Source organism: Pseudomonas sp. MF09156, assembly GCF_059862305.1.
In genome coordinates this window covers 42,996-61,662 of record NZ_JCBCUR010000009.1, presented here as the reverse complement: position 1 = coordinate 61,662, position 18,667 = coordinate 42,996, and the positions used below count along the sequence as shown (strand labels likewise).

General features: G+C 61.4%; 18 protein-coding genes. 14 read left to right on the top strand and 4 right to left on the bottom strand.

The window, feature by feature from the left end; all coding sequences use genetic code 11:
* The first annotated feature begins 76 nt into the window (after positions 1–76).
* From iolE to AC19YY_RS19830, 11 genes are all read left to right on the top strand, one after another.
* Complete coding sequence (gene iolE / locus AC19YY_RS19880; RefSeq protein WP_169954731.1) at positions 77–970, top strand: myo-inosose-2 dehydratase; 894 nt, start codon at positions 77–79, stop codon at positions 968–970.
* Positions 967–1,761 carry a 5-deoxy-glucuronate isomerase gene (iolB, locus tag AC19YY_RS19875; RefSeq protein ID WP_500604716.1) on the top strand — a complete coding sequence of 265 codons (795 nt, stop codon included), beginning with the start codon at positions 967–969 and terminating at the stop codon, positions 1,759–1,761. Before iolE ends, iolB begins: the two co-directional genes overlap by 4 nt.
* Before the next feature lie 25 nt (positions 1,762–1,786).
* Positions 1,787–3,718 carry a 3D-(3,5/4)-trihydroxycyclohexane-1,2-dione acylhydrolase (decyclizing) gene (gene iolD, locus AC19YY_RS19870; protein ID WP_500604715.1) on the top strand — a complete coding sequence of 644 codons (1,932 nt, stop codon included), beginning with the start codon at positions 1,787–1,789 and terminating at the stop codon, positions 3,716–3,718.
* A gap of 19 nt (positions 3,719–3,737) precedes the next feature.
* Complete coding sequence (gene iolG / locus AC19YY_RS19865) at positions 3,738–4,748, top strand: bifunctional inositol 2-dehydrogenase/D-chiro-inositol 1-dehydrogenase (RefSeq protein ID WP_170058425.1); 1,011 nt, start codon at positions 3,738–3,740, stop codon at positions 4,746–4,748.
* A 136-nt stretch (positions 4,749–4,884) separates the two neighbouring features.
* Positions 4,885–5,931 (top strand): Gfo/Idh/MocA family protein, encoded by a 1,047-nt coding sequence (locus AC19YY_RS19860; RefSeq protein WP_172314512.1) that lies wholly within the window; start codon positions 4,885–4,887, stop codon positions 5,929–5,931.
* Positions 5,932–6,298: 367 nt separating this feature from the next.
* Positions 6,299–7,234 (top strand): sugar ABC transporter substrate-binding protein, encoded by a 936-nt coding sequence (locus AC19YY_RS19855; protein WP_169954726.1) that lies wholly within the window; start codon positions 6,299–6,301, stop codon positions 7,232–7,234.
* A gap of 62 nt (positions 7,235–7,296) precedes the next feature.
* Positions 7,297–8,835, top strand: a complete 1,539-nt coding sequence (locus AC19YY_RS19850; RefSeq protein WP_169954725.1) for a sugar ABC transporter ATP-binding protein — start codon at positions 7,297–7,299, stop codon at positions 8,833–8,835.
* A gap of 22 nt (positions 8,836–8,857) precedes the next feature.
* Complete coding sequence (locus AC19YY_RS19845) at positions 8,858–9,895, top strand: ABC transporter permease (protein ID WP_169954724.1); 1,038 nt, start codon at positions 8,858–8,860, stop codon at positions 9,893–9,895.
* A 355-nt stretch (positions 9,896–10,250) separates the two neighbouring features.
* Positions 10,251–10,655, top strand: coding sequence for a TraR/DksA family transcriptional regulator (locus AC19YY_RS19840; protein ID WP_010173153.1), 405 nt, complete (start codon positions 10,251–10,253; stop codon positions 10,653–10,655).
* Between the two features lie 183 nt (positions 10,656–10,838).
* Positions 10,839–12,479, top strand: a complete 1,641-nt coding sequence (locus AC19YY_RS19835; protein WP_492633443.1) for a methyl-accepting chemotaxis protein — start codon at positions 10,839–10,841, stop codon at positions 12,477–12,479.
* 125 nt (positions 12,480–12,604) lie between these two features.
* Entirely contained in the window at positions 12,605–12,808 is a 204-nt protein-coding gene (locus tag AC19YY_RS19830; protein ID WP_032861075.1) for a hypothetical protein, read from the top strand.
* 7 nt (positions 12,809–12,815) lie between these two features.
* On the opposite strand, the gene AC19YY_RS19825 is transcribed toward AC19YY_RS19830, so the two are convergent.
* Both AC19YY_RS19825 and AC19YY_RS19820 read right to left on the bottom strand, forming a co-directional pair.
* Complete coding sequence (locus AC19YY_RS19825; protein ID WP_169954722.1) at positions 12,816–13,052, bottom strand: DUF2789 domain-containing protein; 237 nt, start codon at positions 13,050–13,052, stop codon at positions 12,816–12,818.
* A gap of 81 nt (positions 13,053–13,133) precedes the next feature.
* On the bottom strand, positions 13,134–13,388 hold the full coding sequence (locus tag AC19YY_RS19820; protein WP_169954704.1) for a hypothetical protein: 255 nt from the start codon (positions 13,386–13,388) through the stop codon (positions 13,134–13,136).
* Between the two features lie 366 nt (positions 13,389–13,754).
* On the opposite strand from AC19YY_RS19820, the gene AC19YY_RS19815 reads away from it, so the two are divergent.
* Together AC19YY_RS19815 and AC19YY_RS19810 are read left to right on the top strand one after the other, a co-directional pair.
* On the top strand, positions 13,755–14,225 hold the full coding sequence (locus AC19YY_RS19815) for a hypothetical protein (protein WP_076964285.1): 471 nt from the start codon (positions 13,755–13,757) through the stop codon (positions 14,223–14,225).
* A gap of 121 nt (positions 14,226–14,346) precedes the next feature.
* Positions 14,347–15,363, top strand: coding sequence for an ABC transporter substrate-binding protein (locus tag AC19YY_RS19810; protein WP_500604714.1), 1,017 nt, complete (start codon positions 14,347–14,349; stop codon positions 15,361–15,363).
* 137 nt (positions 15,364–15,500) lie between these two features.
* Here AC19YY_RS19810 and AC19YY_RS19805 read toward each other — a convergent pair whose 3' ends face one another.
* Positions 15,501–17,615 (bottom strand): TonB-dependent receptor, encoded by a 2,115-nt coding sequence (locus AC19YY_RS19805; protein ID WP_500604713.1) that lies wholly within the window; start codon positions 17,613–17,615, stop codon positions 15,501–15,503.
* Positions 17,616–17,710: 95 nt separating this feature from the next.
* Positions 17,711–18,100 carry a DUF2946 domain-containing protein gene (locus tag AC19YY_RS19800; RefSeq protein ID WP_170043739.1) on the bottom strand — a complete coding sequence of 130 codons (390 nt, stop codon included), beginning with the start codon at positions 18,098–18,100 and terminating at the stop codon, positions 17,711–17,713.
* Positions 18,101–18,190: 90 nt separating this feature from the next.
* Here AC19YY_RS19800 and AC19YY_RS19795 point away from each other — a divergent pair, with 90 nt between their 5' ends.
* Positions 18,191–18,628 carry a DUF3995 domain-containing protein gene (locus tag AC19YY_RS19795; RefSeq protein WP_169954718.1) on the top strand — a complete coding sequence of 146 codons (438 nt, stop codon included), beginning with the start codon at positions 18,191–18,193 and terminating at the stop codon, positions 18,626–18,628.
* The last annotated feature ends 39 nt before the right edge of the window (positions 18,629–18,667 follow it).

Here is an 18,667-nt window from a genome sequence, read left to right as displayed (position 1 = left end):
TGTGGGCACCGGCAAGCCAGCTCCCACACAAGCAGATTTCAGCAGCCTCAAGGTTAAAACAATAAAAGGTGCAGCCATGCCCGCAATCCGTATTGGCATCAACCCCATCTCCTGGAGTAACGACGACCTGCCGGCCCTGGGCGGCGAGACGCCGTTGAGCACCGCGCTCAGCGAAGGCAAGGCCATCGGCTACGAAGGTTTCGAACTCAACGGCAAATTCCCCAAGGACGCCAAGGGCGTGGGTGATGTGTTGCGCCCCTACGACCTGGCGCTGGTCTCCGGCTGGTACTCCAGCCGCCTGGCCCGGCGCTCGGTGGCCGAGGAAATCGACGCCATCGCCAGCCATGTGCAACTGCTGCGCGAGAACGGCGCCACGGTATTGGTCTACGGTGAAGTGGCCGACTCGATCCAGGGCTCGCCGATCCGCCTGATCGAGCGCCCGCGCTTTCACAGCGAACAGGCATGGCAGGCCTACGCCGACAAGCTCACTGAGCTTGCGCGTTTTACTCTGTCCCAGGGCGTGCGCCTGGCCTACCACCATCATATGGGCGCGTACGTCGAGTCCCCGGAGGACATCGACACCCTGATGCGCCTCACTGGCCCGGAGGTCGGCCTGTTGTTCGATTCGGGGCACTGTTACATGGGCGGTGGCGAGCCGGTCGAGGTGCTGCGCAAGCATCTGGACCGCATCTGCCATGTGCACTTCAAGGATGTGCGCAAACCGGTGGTGCAACTGGCGCGCAACCAGCTGTGGAGCTTTCCCGACTGTATCGTCAACGGCACCTTCACGGTGCCGGGCGATGGCGATATCGACTTCGCCCAGTTGCTGGACGTGTTGCTGGGCGCTGGCTACAGCGGCTGGTTGGTGGTGGAGGCTGAGCAGGACCCGGCCGTGGCCCCCAGCTATATCTATGCGAAAAAAGGCTTTGATACCTTGCGCGCGCTGCTGGATGCGAGGGCTGCACAATGAGCCTGCTGGTCAAAAGCACCCCGCGCGGGCCAACCATGGTCGCGCTGCCAGAGGGGCGTCTGGAATATGTAGGGTTTGCCGCTTACCGCCTGAGCCTGGGGCAAACACTGCCGGTCAGCGCCAACGACGACGAGCTGTGCCTGGTGCTGCTCAGCGGCCGGGTGACCATCGAAGGCGAGGCCTTCAGCTGGCAAAACCTCGGGGATCGCCAGTCGGTGTTCGAGGATAAGTCGCCGTTCGCAGCTTATCTGCCGCCCAGCACGCGGGCCCAGGTGACAGCCCTGAGCGATGTGCAGATCGCCGTCTGCGCCGCGCCCGGCGCCCTTGCCGCCGGTCTCGCGCCCCGGCTGATCCGCCCCGAGCAGTGCCGGCGCAGTGTGCGCGGCAAGGGCGCCAACACCCGCTACGTCTGCGACATCCTGCCCGACAGCGAGCCGGCCCATTCGCTGCTGGTGGTGGAGGTGCGTACGCCGTCCGGGCACTCATCTAGCTACCCACCGCACAAGCACGATACCGATGATCTGCCGCACCAGAGCTTTCTTGAAGAGACCTATTACCACCAGATCAACCCCTCCCAGGGCTTTGTGTTCCAGCGGGTGTACACCGACGACCGCAGCATCGACCAGGCCATGGCCGTGGAAAACCACGACCTGGTGGTGGTGCCCAAGGGTTATCACCCGGTCAGCGTGCCCTATGGCTACGAATCGTATTACCTGAACGTGATGGCCGGCCCCAAGCGCGCCTGGCACTTTCACAATGACCCGCAGCACAGTTGGTTGCTGGATCTTTAACCCGTAGGCGCCGAGGGGGCCAAACATGAGCACAACCCGATTGACCATGGCCCAGGCCCTGGTGAAGTTCCTGGATAACCAGTACATCGAAGTCGATGGCGTGCAAAGCAAGTTTGTCGCCGGGGTGTTCACCATCTTTGGCCACGGCAATGTGCTGGGCCTGGGCCAGGCCCTGGAGCAAGACAGTGGCGAGATCGTGGTGCATCAGGGCCGCAACGAGCAGGGCATGGCCCATGCCGCGATTGGGTTTGCCAAGCAGCACCTGCGGCGCAAGGTCTACGCCTGCAGCGCTTCGGTCGGCCCCGGCGCGGCGAATATGCTGACCGCCGCGGCAACCGCCACCGCCAACCGCATCCCTTTGTTGCTGCTGCCCGGCGATGTGTATGCCTGTCGCCAGCCCGACCCGGTGTTGCAGCAGATCGAGCAATTCCATGACCTGAGCATCAGCACCAACGATGCGTTTCGCGCCGTGAGCAAATACTGGGATCGCATCAACCGCCCTGAACAGTTGATGAGTGCGGCGATCCACGCCATGCGCGTACTGACCGACCCGGCCGAAACCGGCGCCGTGACCCTGGCCTTGCCCCAGGACGTGCAGGCCGAGGCCTGGGATTACCCCGATTACTTCCTGCAAAAACGCGTGCACCGCCTGGACCGACGCCCGGCCACCGAAGCGATGCTGCGCGACGCTGCCGCGCTGCTCAAGTCCAAGCGCAAGCCGCTGATTATCTGCGGGGGCGGGGTCAAGTACTCCGGCGCGAATGCCGCGCTGCAGGCGTTTGCCGAGCGCTTTCAGATCCCCTTTGCCGAGACCCAGGCCGGCAAGAGCGCCATCGTCTCCAGCCACCCGCTGAATGTCGGCGGCATCGGTGAAACCGGCTGCCTGGCCGCCAACCTGCTGGCCCGGGATGCCGACCTGATCATCGGCATCGGCACGCGCTACAGCGACTTCACCACCTCGTCGAAATCGCTGTTCCAACATCCCGAGGTGCAGTTTCTCAACCTCAATATCAGCCCTGGTGATGTGCTGAAGCTCGACGGTGTCCAGGTGCTGGCAGATGCCAGGGTCGGGCTGCTGGCATTGGCCGACGCGCTGGGCGATTACGCCACGCAATGGGGCGAGCAGCCCCGCCAGGCCCGTGCGCAGGGGGATGCCGAAGTGGACCGGGTCTATCAGGCGCGCTACACCGACGCCGACTTCAGCCCCGAGATCAACGACCACATGGATGCGGCGGTGCTACGCGAATTCATCGAGCTGACCGGCTCCTGCCTGACCCAGAGTCAGGTACTGGGTGTGCTTAACGCGACCCTGGCCGACGACGCGGTGATTGTGGCCGCCGCCGGCAGCCTGCCGGGGGATTTGCAGCGCAGTTGGCGCAGCAAGGGCGTCAACACCTACCACGTCGAGTACGGCTATTCGTGCATGGGCTACGAGATCAACGCGGCCCTGGGGGTGAAGCTGGCCGAGCCTGCGCGCGAGGTCTACGCCCTGGTGGGCGATGGCTCCTACATGATGCTGCATTCGGAGCTGGCTACCTCGATCCAGGAGCGGCGCAAGATTAACGTGGTGCTGCTGGACAACATGGCCTTCGGTTGCATCAACAACCTGCAGATGGGCAATGGCATGGACAGCTTCGGCACCGAGTTCCGCTTCCGCAACCCCGACAGCGGCAAGCTCGATGGCGGCCTGGTGCCGGTGGATTTCGCCATGAGCGCGGCGGCCTATGGTTGCAAGACCTACAAGGTCACGACGGTTGCACAGCTGCACGCCGCGCTGGCCGATGCACGCGCGCAGAGCGTGTCGACGCTGATCGATATCAAGGTGCTGCCCAAGACCATGATCCACGGCTACCTGTCGTGGTGGCGGGTTGGCGTGGCGCAGGTGTCCACCAGCGAACGCACCAATGCCTGCGCCAAACAACTCAATGAACGCCTGGCCAAGGCCCGGCAGTACTGACCATAAGAGGAGCGTTGCCATGTCTTTGAAGCTGGGTGTGATCGGTACGGGCGCCATCGGCCGGGACCATATCCGCCGGTGCAGCCAGACCTTGCTCAACAGCCAGGTGGTGGCGGTCACCGATATCAACCTTGAGCAGGCGGCCCAGGTGGTGGCTGACCTGCAACTGAACGCCGAGGTGTACGCCGACGGTCATGCGCTGATCCATTCGGCGCAGGTCGAGGCGGTGCTGGTCACCTCCTGGGGCCCCAGCCATGAGGAATTTGTGCTGGCGGCTATCGCAGCTGGCAAACCGGTGTTCTGTGAAAAACCCCTGGCTGTCACGGCCCAAGGCTGTCGCAAGATCGTCGAGGCGGAAGTGGCCCACGGCAAGCGCCTGGTCCAGGTCGGTTTCATGCGCCCGTATGACCAGGGCTACCAGGCGCTCAAGGCGGTGATCGACAGCGGCCAGATCGGCGAACCGTTGATGCTGCACTGCGCCCACCGCAACCCGACGGTGGGGGGAAACTACAACACCGGCATGGCCATCACCGACACCTTGATCCACGAGTTGGACGTGCTGCGCTGGCTGCTGGCCGATGACTATGTGTCAGTGCAGGTGGTGTTCCCGCGTAAAACCAGCAAGGCCCTGAGCCATTTGCGCGACCCGCAGATCGTGCTGCTGGAAACCGCCAGGGGTACGCGGATCGATGTGGAAGTGTTTGTGAACTGCCAGTACGGCTACGACATCCAGTGTGAAGTGGTGGGGGAGACGGGCATTGCCAAATTGCCAGAGCCGTCCCAGGTGCAACTGCGCAGCGGCGCCAAGCTATCGAATGCAATTTTGATGGATTGGAAAGACCGTTTTATTGGCGCTTATGACGTCGAGTTGCAGGCCTTTATCGATGGCGTGCGCGCCGGTCAGGTGGGGGGGCCTTCAGCCTGGGATGGTTTTGCGGCGGCGGTGGCGGCGGATGCGTGTATCGAGGCCCAGGGCAGTGGGCAGATCGTTGCGGTCAGCTTGCCGCAGCGCCCGGCATTCTACGGCTAGCGCGGTCAATGTAGGAGCTGGCTTGCCTGCGATAGCGGTGGATCAGGTTAGAAATACTTGACTGATCTACCGCTATCGCAAGCAAGCCAGCTCCTACATTTTGATTGGGTTTGCAGATCACGAGAGGAGTTGGTTCATGCGAATCGGACTGGTTGGATACGGCCACGGTGGCCGTTTTTTTCATGCCCCGCTGATCGCCACATTGCCCGGGGCAATCTTCGTTGGCGTGGTGACCCGCGCCCCCGAGCGCCGCCAGCAACTGGCGACGGAGCATCCCGGGGTGCCGGCATTCGACAGCATCGCGCAGATCGTCGAAGCCGGGGTGGAGGTGCTGGTGATCTCCACCACCCTCAAGGGCCGCCCGGCCCTGGTGCTGGAGGCCATTGAATATGGTGTGGCGGTGGTCAGCGACAAACCCTTCGCCGCCAATGCCGAGCAGGCGCGGGCGCTGATTAGCGCCGCCGAACGTGAAGGGGTAAAACTCAGCGTCTACCAGAACCGGCGCTGGGATTCGGACTACCTGACCCTGCGCAAGCTGATCGAGGCTGGCGCCCTGGGTACTATCACCCGCTTTGAATCCAGGGTAGAGCGCTACAGCCCGCAAGCGGTGGGCAACGCCAGCGGCGGCGGGTTCCTGCGGGATCTGGGCAGCCATCTGGTGGACCAGGCCTTGCAGCTGTTCGGTCCGGTAGAGCTGGTGTATGCGCAATTGCAGTACAGCGCCGAGCATCCCACGGTCGATCATGGCTTCTTTGTCTGCCTGACCCACGCCAACGGGGTGATTTCCCACCTGTGGGGCAGCGCCCTGCAAAACAGCCAGGCCCCGCGTTTTCGAGTGAACGGCACGGCGGGCTGCTACACCGTCGAAGGCCTGGATGGCCAGGAACAGGCGCTGCTGGCCGGCAAGAATCCGAAGACCGAAGGTGAACACTGGGGCGCCGAAGACCATCGCCGCTGGGGCTGGTTCGAACAAGGCGCGGAACGCGAGCGGATCCCTTCGCAAAAGGGCGCCTGGAACCAGTTCTATCGCCAATTGCAAAGCGCAGTCCAGGGCCAGGGCGAACTGCCGGTGCAGGCCAGGGATGCCTGGGAAGCCACCTGCGTGCTGGATGCCGCCAGGCTCAGCGCCGAGCGCCGGCAAGTGGTGGAGATGGCCACGCTGGAAGGGGTAGAGTGGAAATAGAATAAAATTCTAAAATGAGTTGATATGGAAATTATTTTCCAATAAAGTCATTTCCAGGTTGCTGAAAGTCTGTCCCGGCCTTCCTTTATAAAGGACGCGGTGGGCTCAACAAAAACAAGATAAAAAAACAACCAGGTACCGTCAGATGAAAATCTTCAACGCTGTACTGCGAGTGTTACGTACTGCCTTCCCGCCCCGCGCACGGCCCTTCTATTTCTCTTTTCTCAATGTCCTTTGCATCGAAAGCAAGGGCGCCCTGGTGTGCTGCATTCCGGGGGCGCCCGTGGTACGGCTGCCTGCTGCCAACTCATCGCTCTGATAAACGCTACGTCCAGAAAACCAACAAGAAAGTGGAGACAGACCGTTCATGAAGACCCAGATCCGTTTCGCCTCGCTGGCCTTGTCGATGCTGCTTGCCAGCGGCGTGGCCGCGGCCGCCGATATCAAGATTGGCGTCAGCATGTCGCAGTTCGACGACACCTTCCTCACCTACCTGCGTGAGGATATGGACAAGCAAGCCAAGTCCTACCCCAAGGGCGACGGCGTGCAACTGCAGTTCGAAGATGCCCGCGCCGACGTGGTCAAGCAACTGAGCCAGGTCGAGAACTTTATCAGCCAGAAAGTCGATGCCATGGTGGTCAACCCGGTGGACACCGCCTCCACCGCACGCATTACCAAGGCCGCGGTGGCAGCCGGTATCCCGCTGGTCTACGTCAACCGCCGCCCGGATCAGACCGACCTGCCCAAAGGGGTGGTGACGGTGACGTCCAATGACGTCGAGGCCGGCAAACTGCAAATGCAGTACCTGGCCGAGAAACTGGGCGGCAAAGGCAAAATCGTGATTCTGCTGGGTGACCTGGCCAACAACTCGACGACCAATCGCACCAAGGGCGTCAAGGAGGTCCTCGGCAAATACCCGGACATCAAGATTGAACAGGAGCAGACCGGGATCTGGCTGCGGGACAAGGGCATGACCCTGGTGAACGATTGGCTGACCCAGGGCCGCGAGTTCAATGCGGTCGTGGCCAACAATGACGAAATGGCGATTGGCGCGGCCATGGCCTTGAAAACCGCGGGCGTCAAACCGGGCAGCGTGTTGATTGGCGGCGTCGATGGCACGCCCGACGGCTTGAATGCGATTACCAAGGGCGAGATGGCGCTCTCGGTGTTCCAGGATGCCAAGGGGCAGGCGGTCGGTTCGGTGGAGGCGGCGGTGAAAATGGCCAGGGGCGAGGCGGTCGAGCAAAACGTCGTGGTGCCGTTCCAGTTGATCACCCCGGACAATGTCGCGTCGTTCAAGTAGCGTTCAATAACAACAATAAGCCCGCAGGGCGGTCGCAATCGCCCTGCCGATGGAGCCCCGATATGCTCGCTCAAGCGACTGCTTTGCAGCCCGCAGGTCTAGAAGAGCCTTACCTGCTGGAAATCGCCCATATCAGCAAAGGTTTTCCCGGCGTCGTGGCCCTGGACGATGTGCAACTGCGGGTGCGCCCCGGCTCGGTCCTGGCGCTGATGGGAGAGAACGGTGCCGGCAAGTCGACGCTGATGAAAATCATCGCCGGCATCTACCAGCCCGACGCCGGCCAAATCCGCCTGCGGGGCAAGCCGGTGGTGTTTGATACCCCCCTGGCCGCCTTGCAGTCGGGCATCGCGATGATCCACCAGGAACTCAACCTGATGCCCCATATGAGCATCGCCGAGAACATCTGGATCGGCCGCGAGCAGCTCAATGGCCTGCGCCTGGTCAATCACCGGGCCATGCACCGTTGCACTGCGCAGTTGCTGGCGCGGCTGCGGATCAACCTCGACCCCGAGGAGCAGGTTGGCAACTTGAGCATTGCCGAGCGGCAGATGGTGGAGATTGCCAAGGCGGTGTCCTACGACTCCGACATCCTGATCATGGATGAGCCGACGTCGGCGATTACCGACAAGGAAGTGGCCCACCTGTTTTCGATCATTGCCGACCTCAAGGCCCAGGGCAAAGGCATCATCTATATCACCCATAAAATGAATGAAGTGTTTGCCATTGCCGATGAGGTGGCGGTGTTTCGCGATGGCGCCTATATCGGCCTGCAACGCGCCGACAGCATGGACAGCGACAGCCTGATCTCGATGATGGTCGGGCGCGAATTGAGCCAACTGTTCCCGGTGCGCGACAAACCCATCGGCGAGTTGCTGCTGTCGGTGCGCGACCTGCGCCTGGACGGGGTGTTCCAGGGCGTGTCCTTTGACCTGCATGCCGGCGAGATCCTCGGCATTGCCGGGCTGATGGGCTCGGGCCGCACCAATGTGGCGGAAACGATTTTCGGCATTACCCCAAGCGACGGCGGCGAGATCCGCCTCGACGGCCAGGTGCTGCGCATCAGCGACCCGCACATGGCGATCAAGCAGGGTTTTGCGCTGTTGACCGAGGACCGCAAGCTCAGTGGCCTGTTCCCGTGCCTGTCAGTCCTGGAAAACATGGAAATGGCCGTGCTGCCCCATTACTCGGGCAAGGGCTTTATCCAGCAAAAAGCCCTGCGGGCCTTGTGCGAGGACATGTGCAAGAAGCTGCGGGTAAAAACCCCCTCCCTTGAGCAGTGCATCGACACCCTGTCGGGCGGCAATCAGCAAAAGGCCCTGTTGGCCCGTTGGTTGATGACCCAGCCACGGCTGTTGATCCTCGATGAGCCGACCCGTGGCATCGATGTCGGGGCCAAGGCCGAGATCTATCGCCTGATTGCCTTCCTGGCCAGCGAGGGCATGGCGGTGATCATGATTTCTTCGGAACTGCCGGAAGTGCTGGGCATGAGTGACCGGGTGATGGTGATGCACGAAGGCGAGTTGATGGGCACCCTGGACCGGGCCGAGGCCACCCAGGAAAAAGTCATGCAGTTGGCTTCCGGTATGACGGCAGTCCACTAACGAATAAAAAAGGTGACGGGTAATGAACGCAATACTGGAAAGCAAACCCGAGGAAAAAAAGCCCGCTGCGGCACCGGTCAAGAGCCGGCGGCGGTTTCCTACCGAGCTGAGCATTTTCCTGGTGCTGATCGGTATCGGCCTGGTGTTCGAAGTGTTTGGCTGGATCGTGCGTGACCAGAGCTTTTTGATGAACTCCCAGCGCCTGGTGCTGATGATCCTGCAGGTGTCGATCATCGGCTTGCTGGCGATTGGCGTGACCCAGGTGATCATTACCACGGGGATCGACCTGTCGTCGGGCTCGGTGCTGGCGTTGTCGGCAATGATTGCCGCGAGCCTGGCGCAAACCTCGGACTTTTCCCGCGCGGTGTTTCCATCGCTGACGGACTTGCCAGTGTGGATCCCGGTGGTGGCCGGCCTGGGCGTGGGCCTGCTGGCGGGGGCGATCAACGGCAGCATCATCGCCATTACCGGCATCCCGCCGTTTATTGCGACCTTGGGCATGATGGTCTCGGCCCGTGGCCTGGCGCGTTATTACACCGAAGGCCAGCCGGTGAGCATGTTGTCGGATTCCTACACGGCCATCGGCCATGGCGCGATGCCGGTGATCATCTTTCTGGTGGTGGCGGTGATCTTCCACATTGCCTTGCGCTACACCAAGTACGGCAAGTACACCTACGCCATCGGCGGCAATATGCAGGCGGCGCGTACCTCGGGGATCAACGTCAAGCGGCACCTGATCATTGTCTACAGCATTGCCGGGCTGCTGGCCGGGTTGGCGGGTGTGGTTGCCTCGGCTCGGGCGGCTACCGGGCAGGCGGGGATGGGCATGTCTTATGAGCTGGACGCGATTGCCGCTGCGGTGATCGGCGGCACCAGCCTGGCGGGCGGGGTAGGGCGCATCACCGGCACGGTGATTGGCGCGCTGATCCTCGGGGTGATGGCCAGCGGGTTTACCTTCGTGGGGGTGGACGCGTACATCCAGGACATCATCAAGGGCCTGATCATCGTGGTGGCGGTGGTGATCGACCAGTATCGCAATAAACGCAAGCTCAAGCGCTGAGCGAGATTTGAATCAAAAAGTGGGGCTTGTTTGTGTGGGAGCGGGCAAGCCCGCTCCTACATTTATGCACCGCCAACCGTTTGTCTTCTATATAGCTCCACAACACTGAATTTCTTGCTATAAACGCACTCCGATAACCACCTGCCGAGCCCGTCCTGGTGCCTTTTGGGGGAATGTCGGACAAATTGCCTGTCATTTCAGTTGCTGCGCCCTCAAGTCAGCCGTAGACTGCCGCCCCTCGTAAATTGAGTGCCGGGTGGCGCTTGGAATGGACGGCGTCTTTCCCCGACCTGCAGAGGTTGGCCGGAACGCTCCCTTATTCGCCTTAATGCACGTATTTTTTATAGAGAAATCAATGACAAAGGAAAAGTTGCTGGCCATGCCGGCGGATGACTACATGAATGCCGAGCAGCACGCTTTTTTCGAGCAGTTGTTGCAAGACATGAAAGTCGAGCACCACGAGCGCATTGAGCAGAACCGCATCGCCATTGAAAGCCTGGACACCCCGGCTGACCCTGCTGACGCTGCTTCGGTAGAAGAAGAGCGCACCTGGCTGGTCAACGCCATCGACCGCGACCAGCGCATGCTGCCGCAACTTGAACAGGCCCTGGGCCGTATCAAGGAAGATTCCTTTGGCTGGTGTGATGACAGCGGCGAGCCTATCGGCCTCAAGCGCCTGCTGATCAGCCCGACCACCAAGTACTGCATCGAAGCGCAAGAGCGCCACGAGCAAATCGACAAGCATCAGCGCCAAGCCTGATCTGTTTGATTGTGTAGGGAGCTGGCTTGGCGAAGGCGGTCGATCAACACCGCTATCGCCAGCAAGCTGGCTCCTGCAGTGATCCTGCGCGTGTCATCCCCCCGTCTATTGATCTGCTGCAAGCCCTAACACCAAAGGCCCATAGATAATGGCCAATTAGTGGCGTTTAATGCAGAGACAATAATGACAAGCAGTGGGGTAACAAGCATGGCTGGGGATGGATCTCTGATGGGCGCCGCCGTGGTGCCGCACGCGGTGAGCCGCCAACTGCCTGGCTGGGTCACACCGTTCCTGCAAAGCATCGCCCTGGTGCTGGTATTGTCGGGCCTGGCGTTTGCCGACCTGTCGATGTACCTCTGCGTGCCCGTGGCCCTGTTGCTGGTCTGGCTACCGCTGCTGAAAAAGCCGGCCCGCAGCCTTGCGCCGGCTGTCGTCGAGGATGCCATTGGCGCGTTGACCCGCGATCTGTCCTACACCACCAGCCATAACGCGCTGTCAGCCGCCGGCGTGGCCTATTCGGTCAAGCAACTGGCGGCCCGCCTGCAATCGCAATTGGGCGCCGCCCAGCAAATCGTCAGCAGTGCCGAAGTGATGATTGGCACTGAGCAACTGACGTCCCAGCTCAGTCGTGAAGCCCTCGGCGCGGCGGGCCAGGCCCATCAGCGCAGCACCGAGGGGCGCGCGGTGCTCGGAGAGTCCATCAGCCGCATGCATCAACTCAGCCAGCGCGCCAGCGACAGCCGGCAATTGATCGAGGCCCTGAGCCAGCGCAGCGAAGAGATCCAGCGCGTGACCCTGGTGATTCAGTCGATTGCCAGCCAGACCAACCTGCTGGCCTTGAATGCCGCCATTGAAGCCGCCCGGGCCGGTGAGCATGGGCGCGGGTTCGCCGTGGTGGCCGATGAGGTGCGCGGCCTGGCCGGCCGTACGGCGACTGCCACCGACGAAGTCGGGGTGATGGTGGCGGACATCCAGCAGCGCACCGCCCAGGTGGTGGAGCAAATCCGCCAGTTGTCCGTGGATCTGCAGGCCGGTGTCGAGCAAGTGGAGCACGCCGGCGAGCAACTGGAGAGCATTGCCACGTTGGCGGCGGGGGTGGAAGGCCAGGTCAACGCGATTGCCCAGGGCACCGAGACCAATCGGGTGCAGCTCGACAGCCTGTTCCATGCGGTGGAGCAGATGCGCAGCGACCTGACCGTCAGCGACCAGCAGACCCAGCAGTTGGCCGAGGCCGCCATACAAATGGAAGGGCAGGCCGAAACGATCAGCGAGCGCCTGGCCGAAGTCGGCCTGGACGATTATCACCAGCGCATCTACGACCTCGCCCGCGAAGGCGCGAGCCGCATCGCCGCGCAGTTCGAGGCGGATGTCCAGCAGAACCGCATCAGCCTCGATGACTTGTTCAATCGCAGCTACACACCGATTGCCAACAGCCAGCCGACCAAGTACCACAGCCGTTTCGACGGCTACACCGACCAGGTATTGCCCGCTATCCAGGAAGCCTTGCTGCCCCGGCACGAAGGCCTGGTGTTCGCGATTGCCTGCACGCCACAGGGCTATGTGCCGACGCACAACAAGGTGTTTTCCCAGGCGCTTACCGGAGATGTTCAGGTGGACGCGGTGAACAATCGCACCAAGCGCAAGTTTGAAGACCGCACCGGCATCCGCTGCGGCAGCCACCAGCAGGCTGTGCTGTTGCAGACCTATACCCGTGATACCGGCGAGTTGATGCACGATCTGTCCGTGCCGATCATGGTCAGCGGCCGGCATTGGGGCGGCTTGCGCCTGGGCTATAAGCCTGAGGGGCAGGCTGGCGCGCACTAGGCCCAGGCACGGATTGTTGCGTGTTATGCAAGGAAGCTTTTACGCCGATAGCTTTTTCCGGCGTGAGGAACAGCTTAAGATGCTGCACATTGTTAGCTAGCTAACTAATCCTGCGGAGAACTTCCATGCAAAGCAAAGTCGATGTAGCGGTGATGATTGGCAGCGGTGTGCCACAGACCCTGCGTGCGCTGGGCCTGAGGGCCTGCTGGGTGGTGTTGCTCAACGGTGAACAGCGCGGCACGGCCTTCGCCAGTCGCGACGAAGCCCAGGAATGCCGCGCGGCCTGGCAGGCGCTGCTGGACCTGGAGCGCTCAGACCGCCTGCACTGACTGCAGGTTATACGCTCTGGTGCAGGCGCTGGTTCAGCTCATCCACGGCAATCGCCCAGTCCGCGTCTTCGCGCAGTTCTTCCTTGAGGAACTGCGCCTGTTGCGGGGTCCAGAAGGGCGCGTCGATCAGCTTCACAGTCTCTGCCAGGGGATGTTCACCGATAAACGTGTCGATAGCAGCAGGCGAGGCCTCCAACCCCAACTGTTCGAACAGGTCTTGCAAGGTATGCGTTGGCGCGTCCATGTCATTCTCCACGATAGTTAAGTCTCTACTCCCATGGGAGGCGTGCCAGCGCGCATAGTTCGATTTTGCTTGAGTCACGTGTCAACGGGCATTGATGCAGAGGAGGGCTTCCAACTCCTTGGCCAGGGCGCAGGCCTTGTTATGGTCACTGCGAAAGCCCTTGATCCGACCGCTGGGCACTTCCAGGATATGGAAAAAATTCTTGCCCGCCGGGACGACCCGATACAGGGCGAAATCCGGGCACGCGTTGTGGGCATACACGCTGTAGAATAGCGCGCTATCCTTGCGCGATAAGGTGTCGCGAGTCAGTGTCGGTTCGCGATGAAGTCTTTGCATGGCGAGCTCCTGTTGATCTGTTGACCTGCTTGCAGCATTTCGGGTGGTTTTAAGCCGCGTTGCTGTTCTAATATTGTTGTCGGCAGCCCGCGTTCGGTTCCATCCAACGTTTTTCCTTGGTTTTTGGCTGTCGGAAAACCACCCTTTCAAATGGGGTATTCTCTGAAGTGGGGCGTCCAGTATTCTCTGGCCGATAAACCTGTGATTTCCTGCACCGCCTGACGACCTTGTACAAGGGCTGTCAGGCACGGCTGTACGAGTCTGGCGGGAATCAACTTCAGTTTTTTAATGTACCGTGCCGTATCGGCCTTTTTTGTGCTGTCTGCCCTGGGCGGGCGGCGCTTTTTTAGATGTGGGGGCGTTTCCTTGGCAGTTAGTAATCTGGATATGCACGCATTGTTCGTGCTGGGTGATTTGCGCGCGAAGTTGGTTAAGCAGTTTCAGTCGCGGTTTGTTTACATCACGGAACAAACCCCGGAAGGCATTTACATTGCTGAAATCGATACCGAAACAGCGTTGGTGGTGGATGACAAACCTCGCCTGGAGCTCAAGGTCGGCGATCACTTTCGCGCCGCAGTCCTGCCCAGCCGTGAAGGTGGCAAGTTCGAGCTGAAGTTTCGCGATATCAAGTTGACGGTCTATGGCCTGGGTGACTACGCGTTTGTTTCCACGGCGCAGGGCGAGGGCATTGTGTTCAAGGAAGGTCACAGCGTGATGCTGGTGTTCGCCGCCAATGAACAACTGCAAGAAGGCCTGAGCAAGACCCTCAAGGCCGTGACCGGCAAGGCCGCCAAGTGGCGCAAGGGTGAACTGGTGACTTTCAAGGCCAGCGAGTAATAAGCGAGCGCACCGGCAATCGGTTGAACCTCTACTACAGTTGGGTGGACTTAATTATTCAGGGCTTTCGCATGACAGCAAAGCCATCCGCCATGGCTGTGTAAACGCGAGGTGCAAAGGCATGAAAGCAATACGAGCGCTGTTGGCAGCATCCCTTACCGCCGCGGGCCTGTCGATGGCGGCCGCACCGGTAGCGGCTGCCCAGGCGCCCATTCATTTTGCCGACCTGAATTGGGAAAGTGGCAGCCTGATCACCGAAGTACTGCGCTTTATTGTCGAGAAGGGCTACGACTTGCCCACCGATACCCTGCCCGGTACCACCATCACCCTGGAAACCGCCCTGGCCAAGAATGATATCCAGGTGATCGGCGAGGAATGGGCGGGCCGCAGCCCGGTGTGGGTCAAGGCTGAGGCTGAAGGCAAGGTGGTTGGCCTGGGCGATACCGTCAAGGGCGCGACCGAAGGCTGGTGGGTCCCGGAATACGTGATCAAGGGCGACCCGGACAAAGGGATCAAGCCACTGGCCCCTGAGCTGCGCAGCGTACAGGACCTGGCGCGCTATAAAGATGTGTTCAAGGAGCCGGAGGCCCCCGGCAAGGGACGGTTCCTCAACAGCCCTATCGGCTGGACTTCGGAGGTGGTCAATAAGCAGAAGCTCAAGGCTTATGGCCTGGAGGACAGCTACGTCAACTTTCGTAGCGGTTCGGGCGCGGCGCTGGATGCCGAGATAGCCTCGTCGATCCGCCGTGGCAAGCCAATCCTGTTTTACTACTGGTCGCCGACCCCACTGATGGGGCGCTACAAGTTGATCCAGTTGGAGGAACCTGCCTTCGACGCCGAGGCCTGGAAGACCCTGACGGATGCCGACAACCCCAACCCCAAGCCGACGCGTTCGTTGGCGTCCAAACTGAGCATTGGCGTGTCCACGCCGTTCCAGAAGGAATATCCGCAGATTGCCGGGTTCTTCGAAAAGGTCGAGTTTCCAATTGGACCGTTGAACGAAGCCCTGGCAACCATGAGCGAAAAGCACACCTCGCCGCGCGAAGTGGCACAGGCGTTTCTCAAAGAGCATCCGCAAGTGTGGAAGGCCTGGTTGACGGAGGATGTGGCTACAAAGGTCCAAGCCAGCCTGAAATAGCCACGCCGTCACTGCAAACGACGATCCAACTGTGGGAGCGGGCTTGCCCGCGATAGCGGTGTGTCAGTCAAGTATTTCTAACCTGATACACCGCCATCGCGGGCAAGCCCGCTCCCACAGTTTTGATTGCGCTCCCCTTAAAACTTGGTTTGCACCGCCAATTCAAAGGTACGCGGCGACCCCAGGTAATACGCCGGCGACACATGGGCAAACTGCGCATATACCTCGTTGGTCAGGTTACGCACCCGGCCCGTGACCGAGGTGTGTTGATCGACCTTGTAGGTCAGGAACGTGCCAAACAAGGTGTACGCCGGCACTGTCAGCGTGTTGGCATTATCGGCGTACACCTGCGCCACATACCGCGCATCCACGCCACCTTGCCAGGCCGGGGCGATGTCATAAGTCAGCCACAGGTTGCCTACGCGCTTGGGCACGTTGGTCGGCGTGTTGCCCTTGCGCGATACCACTGCGCCGCTGGCGATTTTCTCGTTGAAATCATCGTATTGCGCATCGACCCAGGCGAAATTGCCTTCGGCCAACAGCCTGGGGGTAATGCGCAACGAGCTGGCCAGCTCGATGCCCTTGGACGACTGCGCACCCACCGCAATACTGCGGGTGGGGTCTTGTGGGTCGGTCACGGCAAAGTCCTTGCGCTCGATGTGGTAGGCGGCCACGGTGGCTGAACCGCGCCCGTCCAGGTAATCGAACTTGCTGCCCACTTCCCATTGCTTGCCGGTGGAGACATCAAACACCTGGGTGGTGCTGGTGGGCTGTTCGGCTGCGGTGCTGTATTGCACATAGACATTGGCCGCCGGGATGAACTGATAGGTCAGGCCCACGCGCCCGGTCACCGGCTCCCAACGGCGCTTGACGTTACCCAGGTTGTCGCGGTGGCTGGTCACGTCCAGGTCGATGGCGTCATAACGCAGGCCGCTCAGCAGCGACAGCTTGTCGGTCAGGCCCAGGCGGTTCTCGACAAACAGCGCCTTGGTCGTCACTTCGGTGGTCTTGTCCTTGATAAATCCCGGCTTGGTGCCTGGCAGGTCGTAGAAATGCCCCGGATCGTAGTGGTTGGGGTCCACTGCGTTCTTGGCCGACACGTTCAGCGGGCTGGCGGTGGTGCTGTTGACCTTGTATTCGAAACCGCCGGACCAGGTGCTGGCCAGGCCGAACACGCTGCTGTCATGGCGCAGCTCGAACTGGTTGCCGTCCTGCTCGCCCTGATGGCGCACCTGATAGGCCGTCGAACGGTTCACCAGGCTGTTATCGGCGTTGTACTGGTAGGTCTCCAGGTTGCGGTAGTCGCGCTGGCTGTCCAGGTGATAGAGGGTGTTGCGCAGGGTGGTGCTGTCGTTGATCCGGTAATCGATGATCGACCGGGCCCAGATCGTGCGTTGTTCGTAGCGGCCATCGGCGACGTTGTAGTTGTTGAAGCGGTTGTGCCTGTCGATTTTCAGCTCGCCGGCCTTGGGATTGAGCACCGGGGTGCCCCAGTATGGGCTGTCCTCGTGTTCGTCCTGGTACTCCAGGGCCAGGGTATGGGACAGGTTGGGCGTGAGGTCGCTGAGCAGGGAAAAGGCCACGCTCCAGGCATCGCGTTGCTGGCGGTCGATATGGGTATGGTTGGTGTTGCGGCTGACATCCAGGCGCGCGTAGTGCTGGACCTCGGCACCGGGCTCGGTCAGGGCGTGGTTGAGGCCCAGGGCGATGCCGGTGGTGTCGTAGCTGCCGTAGTTGATCTGGCCTTCGACGGCCTGCTCCTCGCGGGTGGCCAGCTTGGTCACGTAGTTCAGCGAGCCGCCCACGGAGCCGGCGCCGTTGATCAACGAGGAGGGACCGCCCACCAGCTCCACCCGGTCATAAATCCATGCGTCCACGGGCCGTGCCAGGCCACCGGCGACGTTGATGCCATTGAACATCTGGGTGATCTGGCTGCTGGTAAAGCCCCGATAGGAAATAAACCCGCCAAACCCCGGCGGCGCACTGGCGTTGACCCCGGGCAGGGTGTTGGCCGCATCCTGGAAGGTCTTGGCGCCACGGCGCTCGATATCGTGGCGGTCGGCGATGCTGACCGAGGCCGGGGTTTCCCGCACGCTCAGGCCCAGGCGCGAGGCCATGCCGCTGGATTGGTCCAGGGCCAGGCCCGGCTCGTTGGCGGCGGCGCCGTCGATGGTGGTGGGGGCCAGCTCAAGGGCCCAGGCGCAAAAAGGCAGGCAGCCGAACAGGCCCGCCAATAGAGGTAAATGTTTCATCGATAAATCCTGAAAAGCAGGGCTTGAAAGCAACGCACAGCCGCCCGCGCTTCCCTGGGGAAGCCGCGCGGTGTGCGGATCAAAAAGCGCAGGTATCAGGCGTAGGTAGGCGGGGCGCGCGGATTAGCCGCAGGCCAGGTGAAGCGGGTGGGAATGTCAGCGGTGAGTACCACCGCCGGCGGTGGTGCGTGAGGCTGGGGCAGTACCGCAACGTTAAGGCTGGAGTTGAGCGCCGGGCCCATGCCGCCGGTGGAGCACAGCGGGCAACCGAAGGCCTTGGACAGCGTGGGCAGCGACTGATCGCCGGTGTTTACGGGGGCTGGCGCCTGGGTGCGGGGGTCTACGGTACAGAACTGGCCGCCAATGCCGTTGAGCTGCATGCCGACCATTTGCCCATGGCCAATACTGCAGGCGAACACGTTGAACAGGACGCAGCCATAGAGCATCCAGGCAATCAACGAGCGGTCGGCACGGGCGAGTTTCATGGGGCGGCACTTTATCACCAGACGACTAAATGCCTGCAAAAAATCTGAAAAGGACTATCCTCTTTCGCACTTTTCCAGGGGTATCCAACCATGAGCTTTGTCATTGCGAGGTGGGTCGTCGGGGTATTTGCGTTTATCAGCATGATCCATGTGTACTGGGCCGCAGGCGGCAAGCTGGGCAGCAGCGTAGCGATCCCGCAACTGCCCGGCGAATTCGCCAGCGGGCCACGGCCGGCGTTCAAGGCGTCGGCGCTGGGTACGTTCCTGGTGGCCGTGGGGCTGGTGCTGATTGCCGTGTTGGTGTGCCTGCGGGCGGGGCTGTTCTTCCAGCCGGTGGGGCATCAGGCCCTGCAATGGGGGATCAGCGCGATTGCCCTGATCATGTTTGGGCGGGCGATTGGTGATTCGGAGCTGGTGGGGTTTTTCAAGAAAGTCGGCGGGTCACGGTTCGCGCGGTTGGATACGTTTTTCTATTCGCCACTGTGCCTGGTGTTGGGGACGGGGTTGCTGGTCGTCGCCTGGACCTGACTGACGGTATGCAGGGCCAAATGTGGGAGCGGGCTTGTC

Excerpts from the sequence above, each read along its gene's own strand:
- iolD (WP_500604715.1), top strand. The coding sequence starts at position 1,787 with ATGAGCACAACCCGATTGACCATGGCCCAGGCCCTGGTGAAGTTCCTG.
- AC19YY_RS19845 (WP_169954724.1), top strand. The coding sequence starts at position 8,858 with ATGAACGCAATACTGGAAAGCAAACCCGAGGAAAAAAAGCCCGCTGCG.
- AC19YY_RS19840 (WP_010173153.1), top strand. The coding sequence starts at position 10,251 with ATGACAAAGGAAAAGTTGCTGGCCATGCCGGCGGATGACTACATGAAT.
- AC19YY_RS19795 (WP_169954718.1), top strand. The coding sequence starts at position 18,191 with ATGAGCTTTGTCATTGCGAGGTGGGTCGTCGGGGTATTTGCGTTTATC.
- AC19YY_RS19825 (WP_169954722.1), bottom strand. The coding sequence starts at position 13,052 with ATGGACGCGCCAACGCATACCTTGCAAGACCTGTTCGAACAGTTGGGG.
- iolE (WP_169954731.1), top strand. The coding sequence starts at position 77 with ATGCCCGCAATCCGTATTGGCATCAACCCCATCTCCTGGAGTAACGAC.
- AC19YY_RS19830 (WP_032861075.1), top strand. The coding sequence starts at position 12,605 with ATGCAAAGCAAAGTCGATGTAGCGGTGATGATTGGCAGCGGTGTGCCA.
- AC19YY_RS19855 (WP_169954726.1), top strand. The coding sequence starts at position 6,299 with ATGAAGACCCAGATCCGTTTCGCCTCGCTGGCCTTGTCGATGCTGCTT.
- AC19YY_RS19805 (WP_500604713.1), bottom strand. The coding sequence starts at position 17,615 with ATGAAACATTTACCTCTATTGGCGGGCCTGTTCGGCTGCCTGCCTTTT.
- AC19YY_RS19800 (WP_170043739.1), bottom strand. The coding sequence starts at position 18,100 with ATGAAACTCGCCCGTGCCGACCGCTCGTTGATTGCCTGGATGCTCTAT.
- AC19YY_RS19850 (WP_169954725.1), top strand. The coding sequence starts at position 7,297 with ATGCTCGCTCAAGCGACTGCTTTGCAGCCCGCAGGTCTAGAAGAGCCT.
- AC19YY_RS19835 (WP_492633443.1), top strand. The coding sequence starts at position 10,839 with ATGACAAGCAGTGGGGTAACAAGCATGGCTGGGGATGGATCTCTGATG.
- AC19YY_RS19810 (WP_500604714.1), top strand. The coding sequence starts at position 14,347 with ATGAAAGCAATACGAGCGCTGTTGGCAGCATCCCTTACCGCCGCGGGC.
- AC19YY_RS19820 (WP_169954704.1), bottom strand. The coding sequence starts at position 13,388 with ATGCAAAGACTTCATCGCGAACCGACACTGACTCGCGACACCTTATCG.
- iolB (WP_500604716.1), top strand. The coding sequence starts at position 967 with ATGAGCCTGCTGGTCAAAAGCACCCCGCGCGGGCCAACCATGGTCGCG.
- iolG (WP_170058425.1), top strand. The coding sequence starts at position 3,738 with ATGTCTTTGAAGCTGGGTGTGATCGGTACGGGCGCCATCGGCCGGGAC.
- AC19YY_RS19860 (WP_172314512.1), top strand. The coding sequence starts at position 4,885 with ATGCGAATCGGACTGGTTGGATACGGCCACGGTGGCCGTTTTTTTCAT.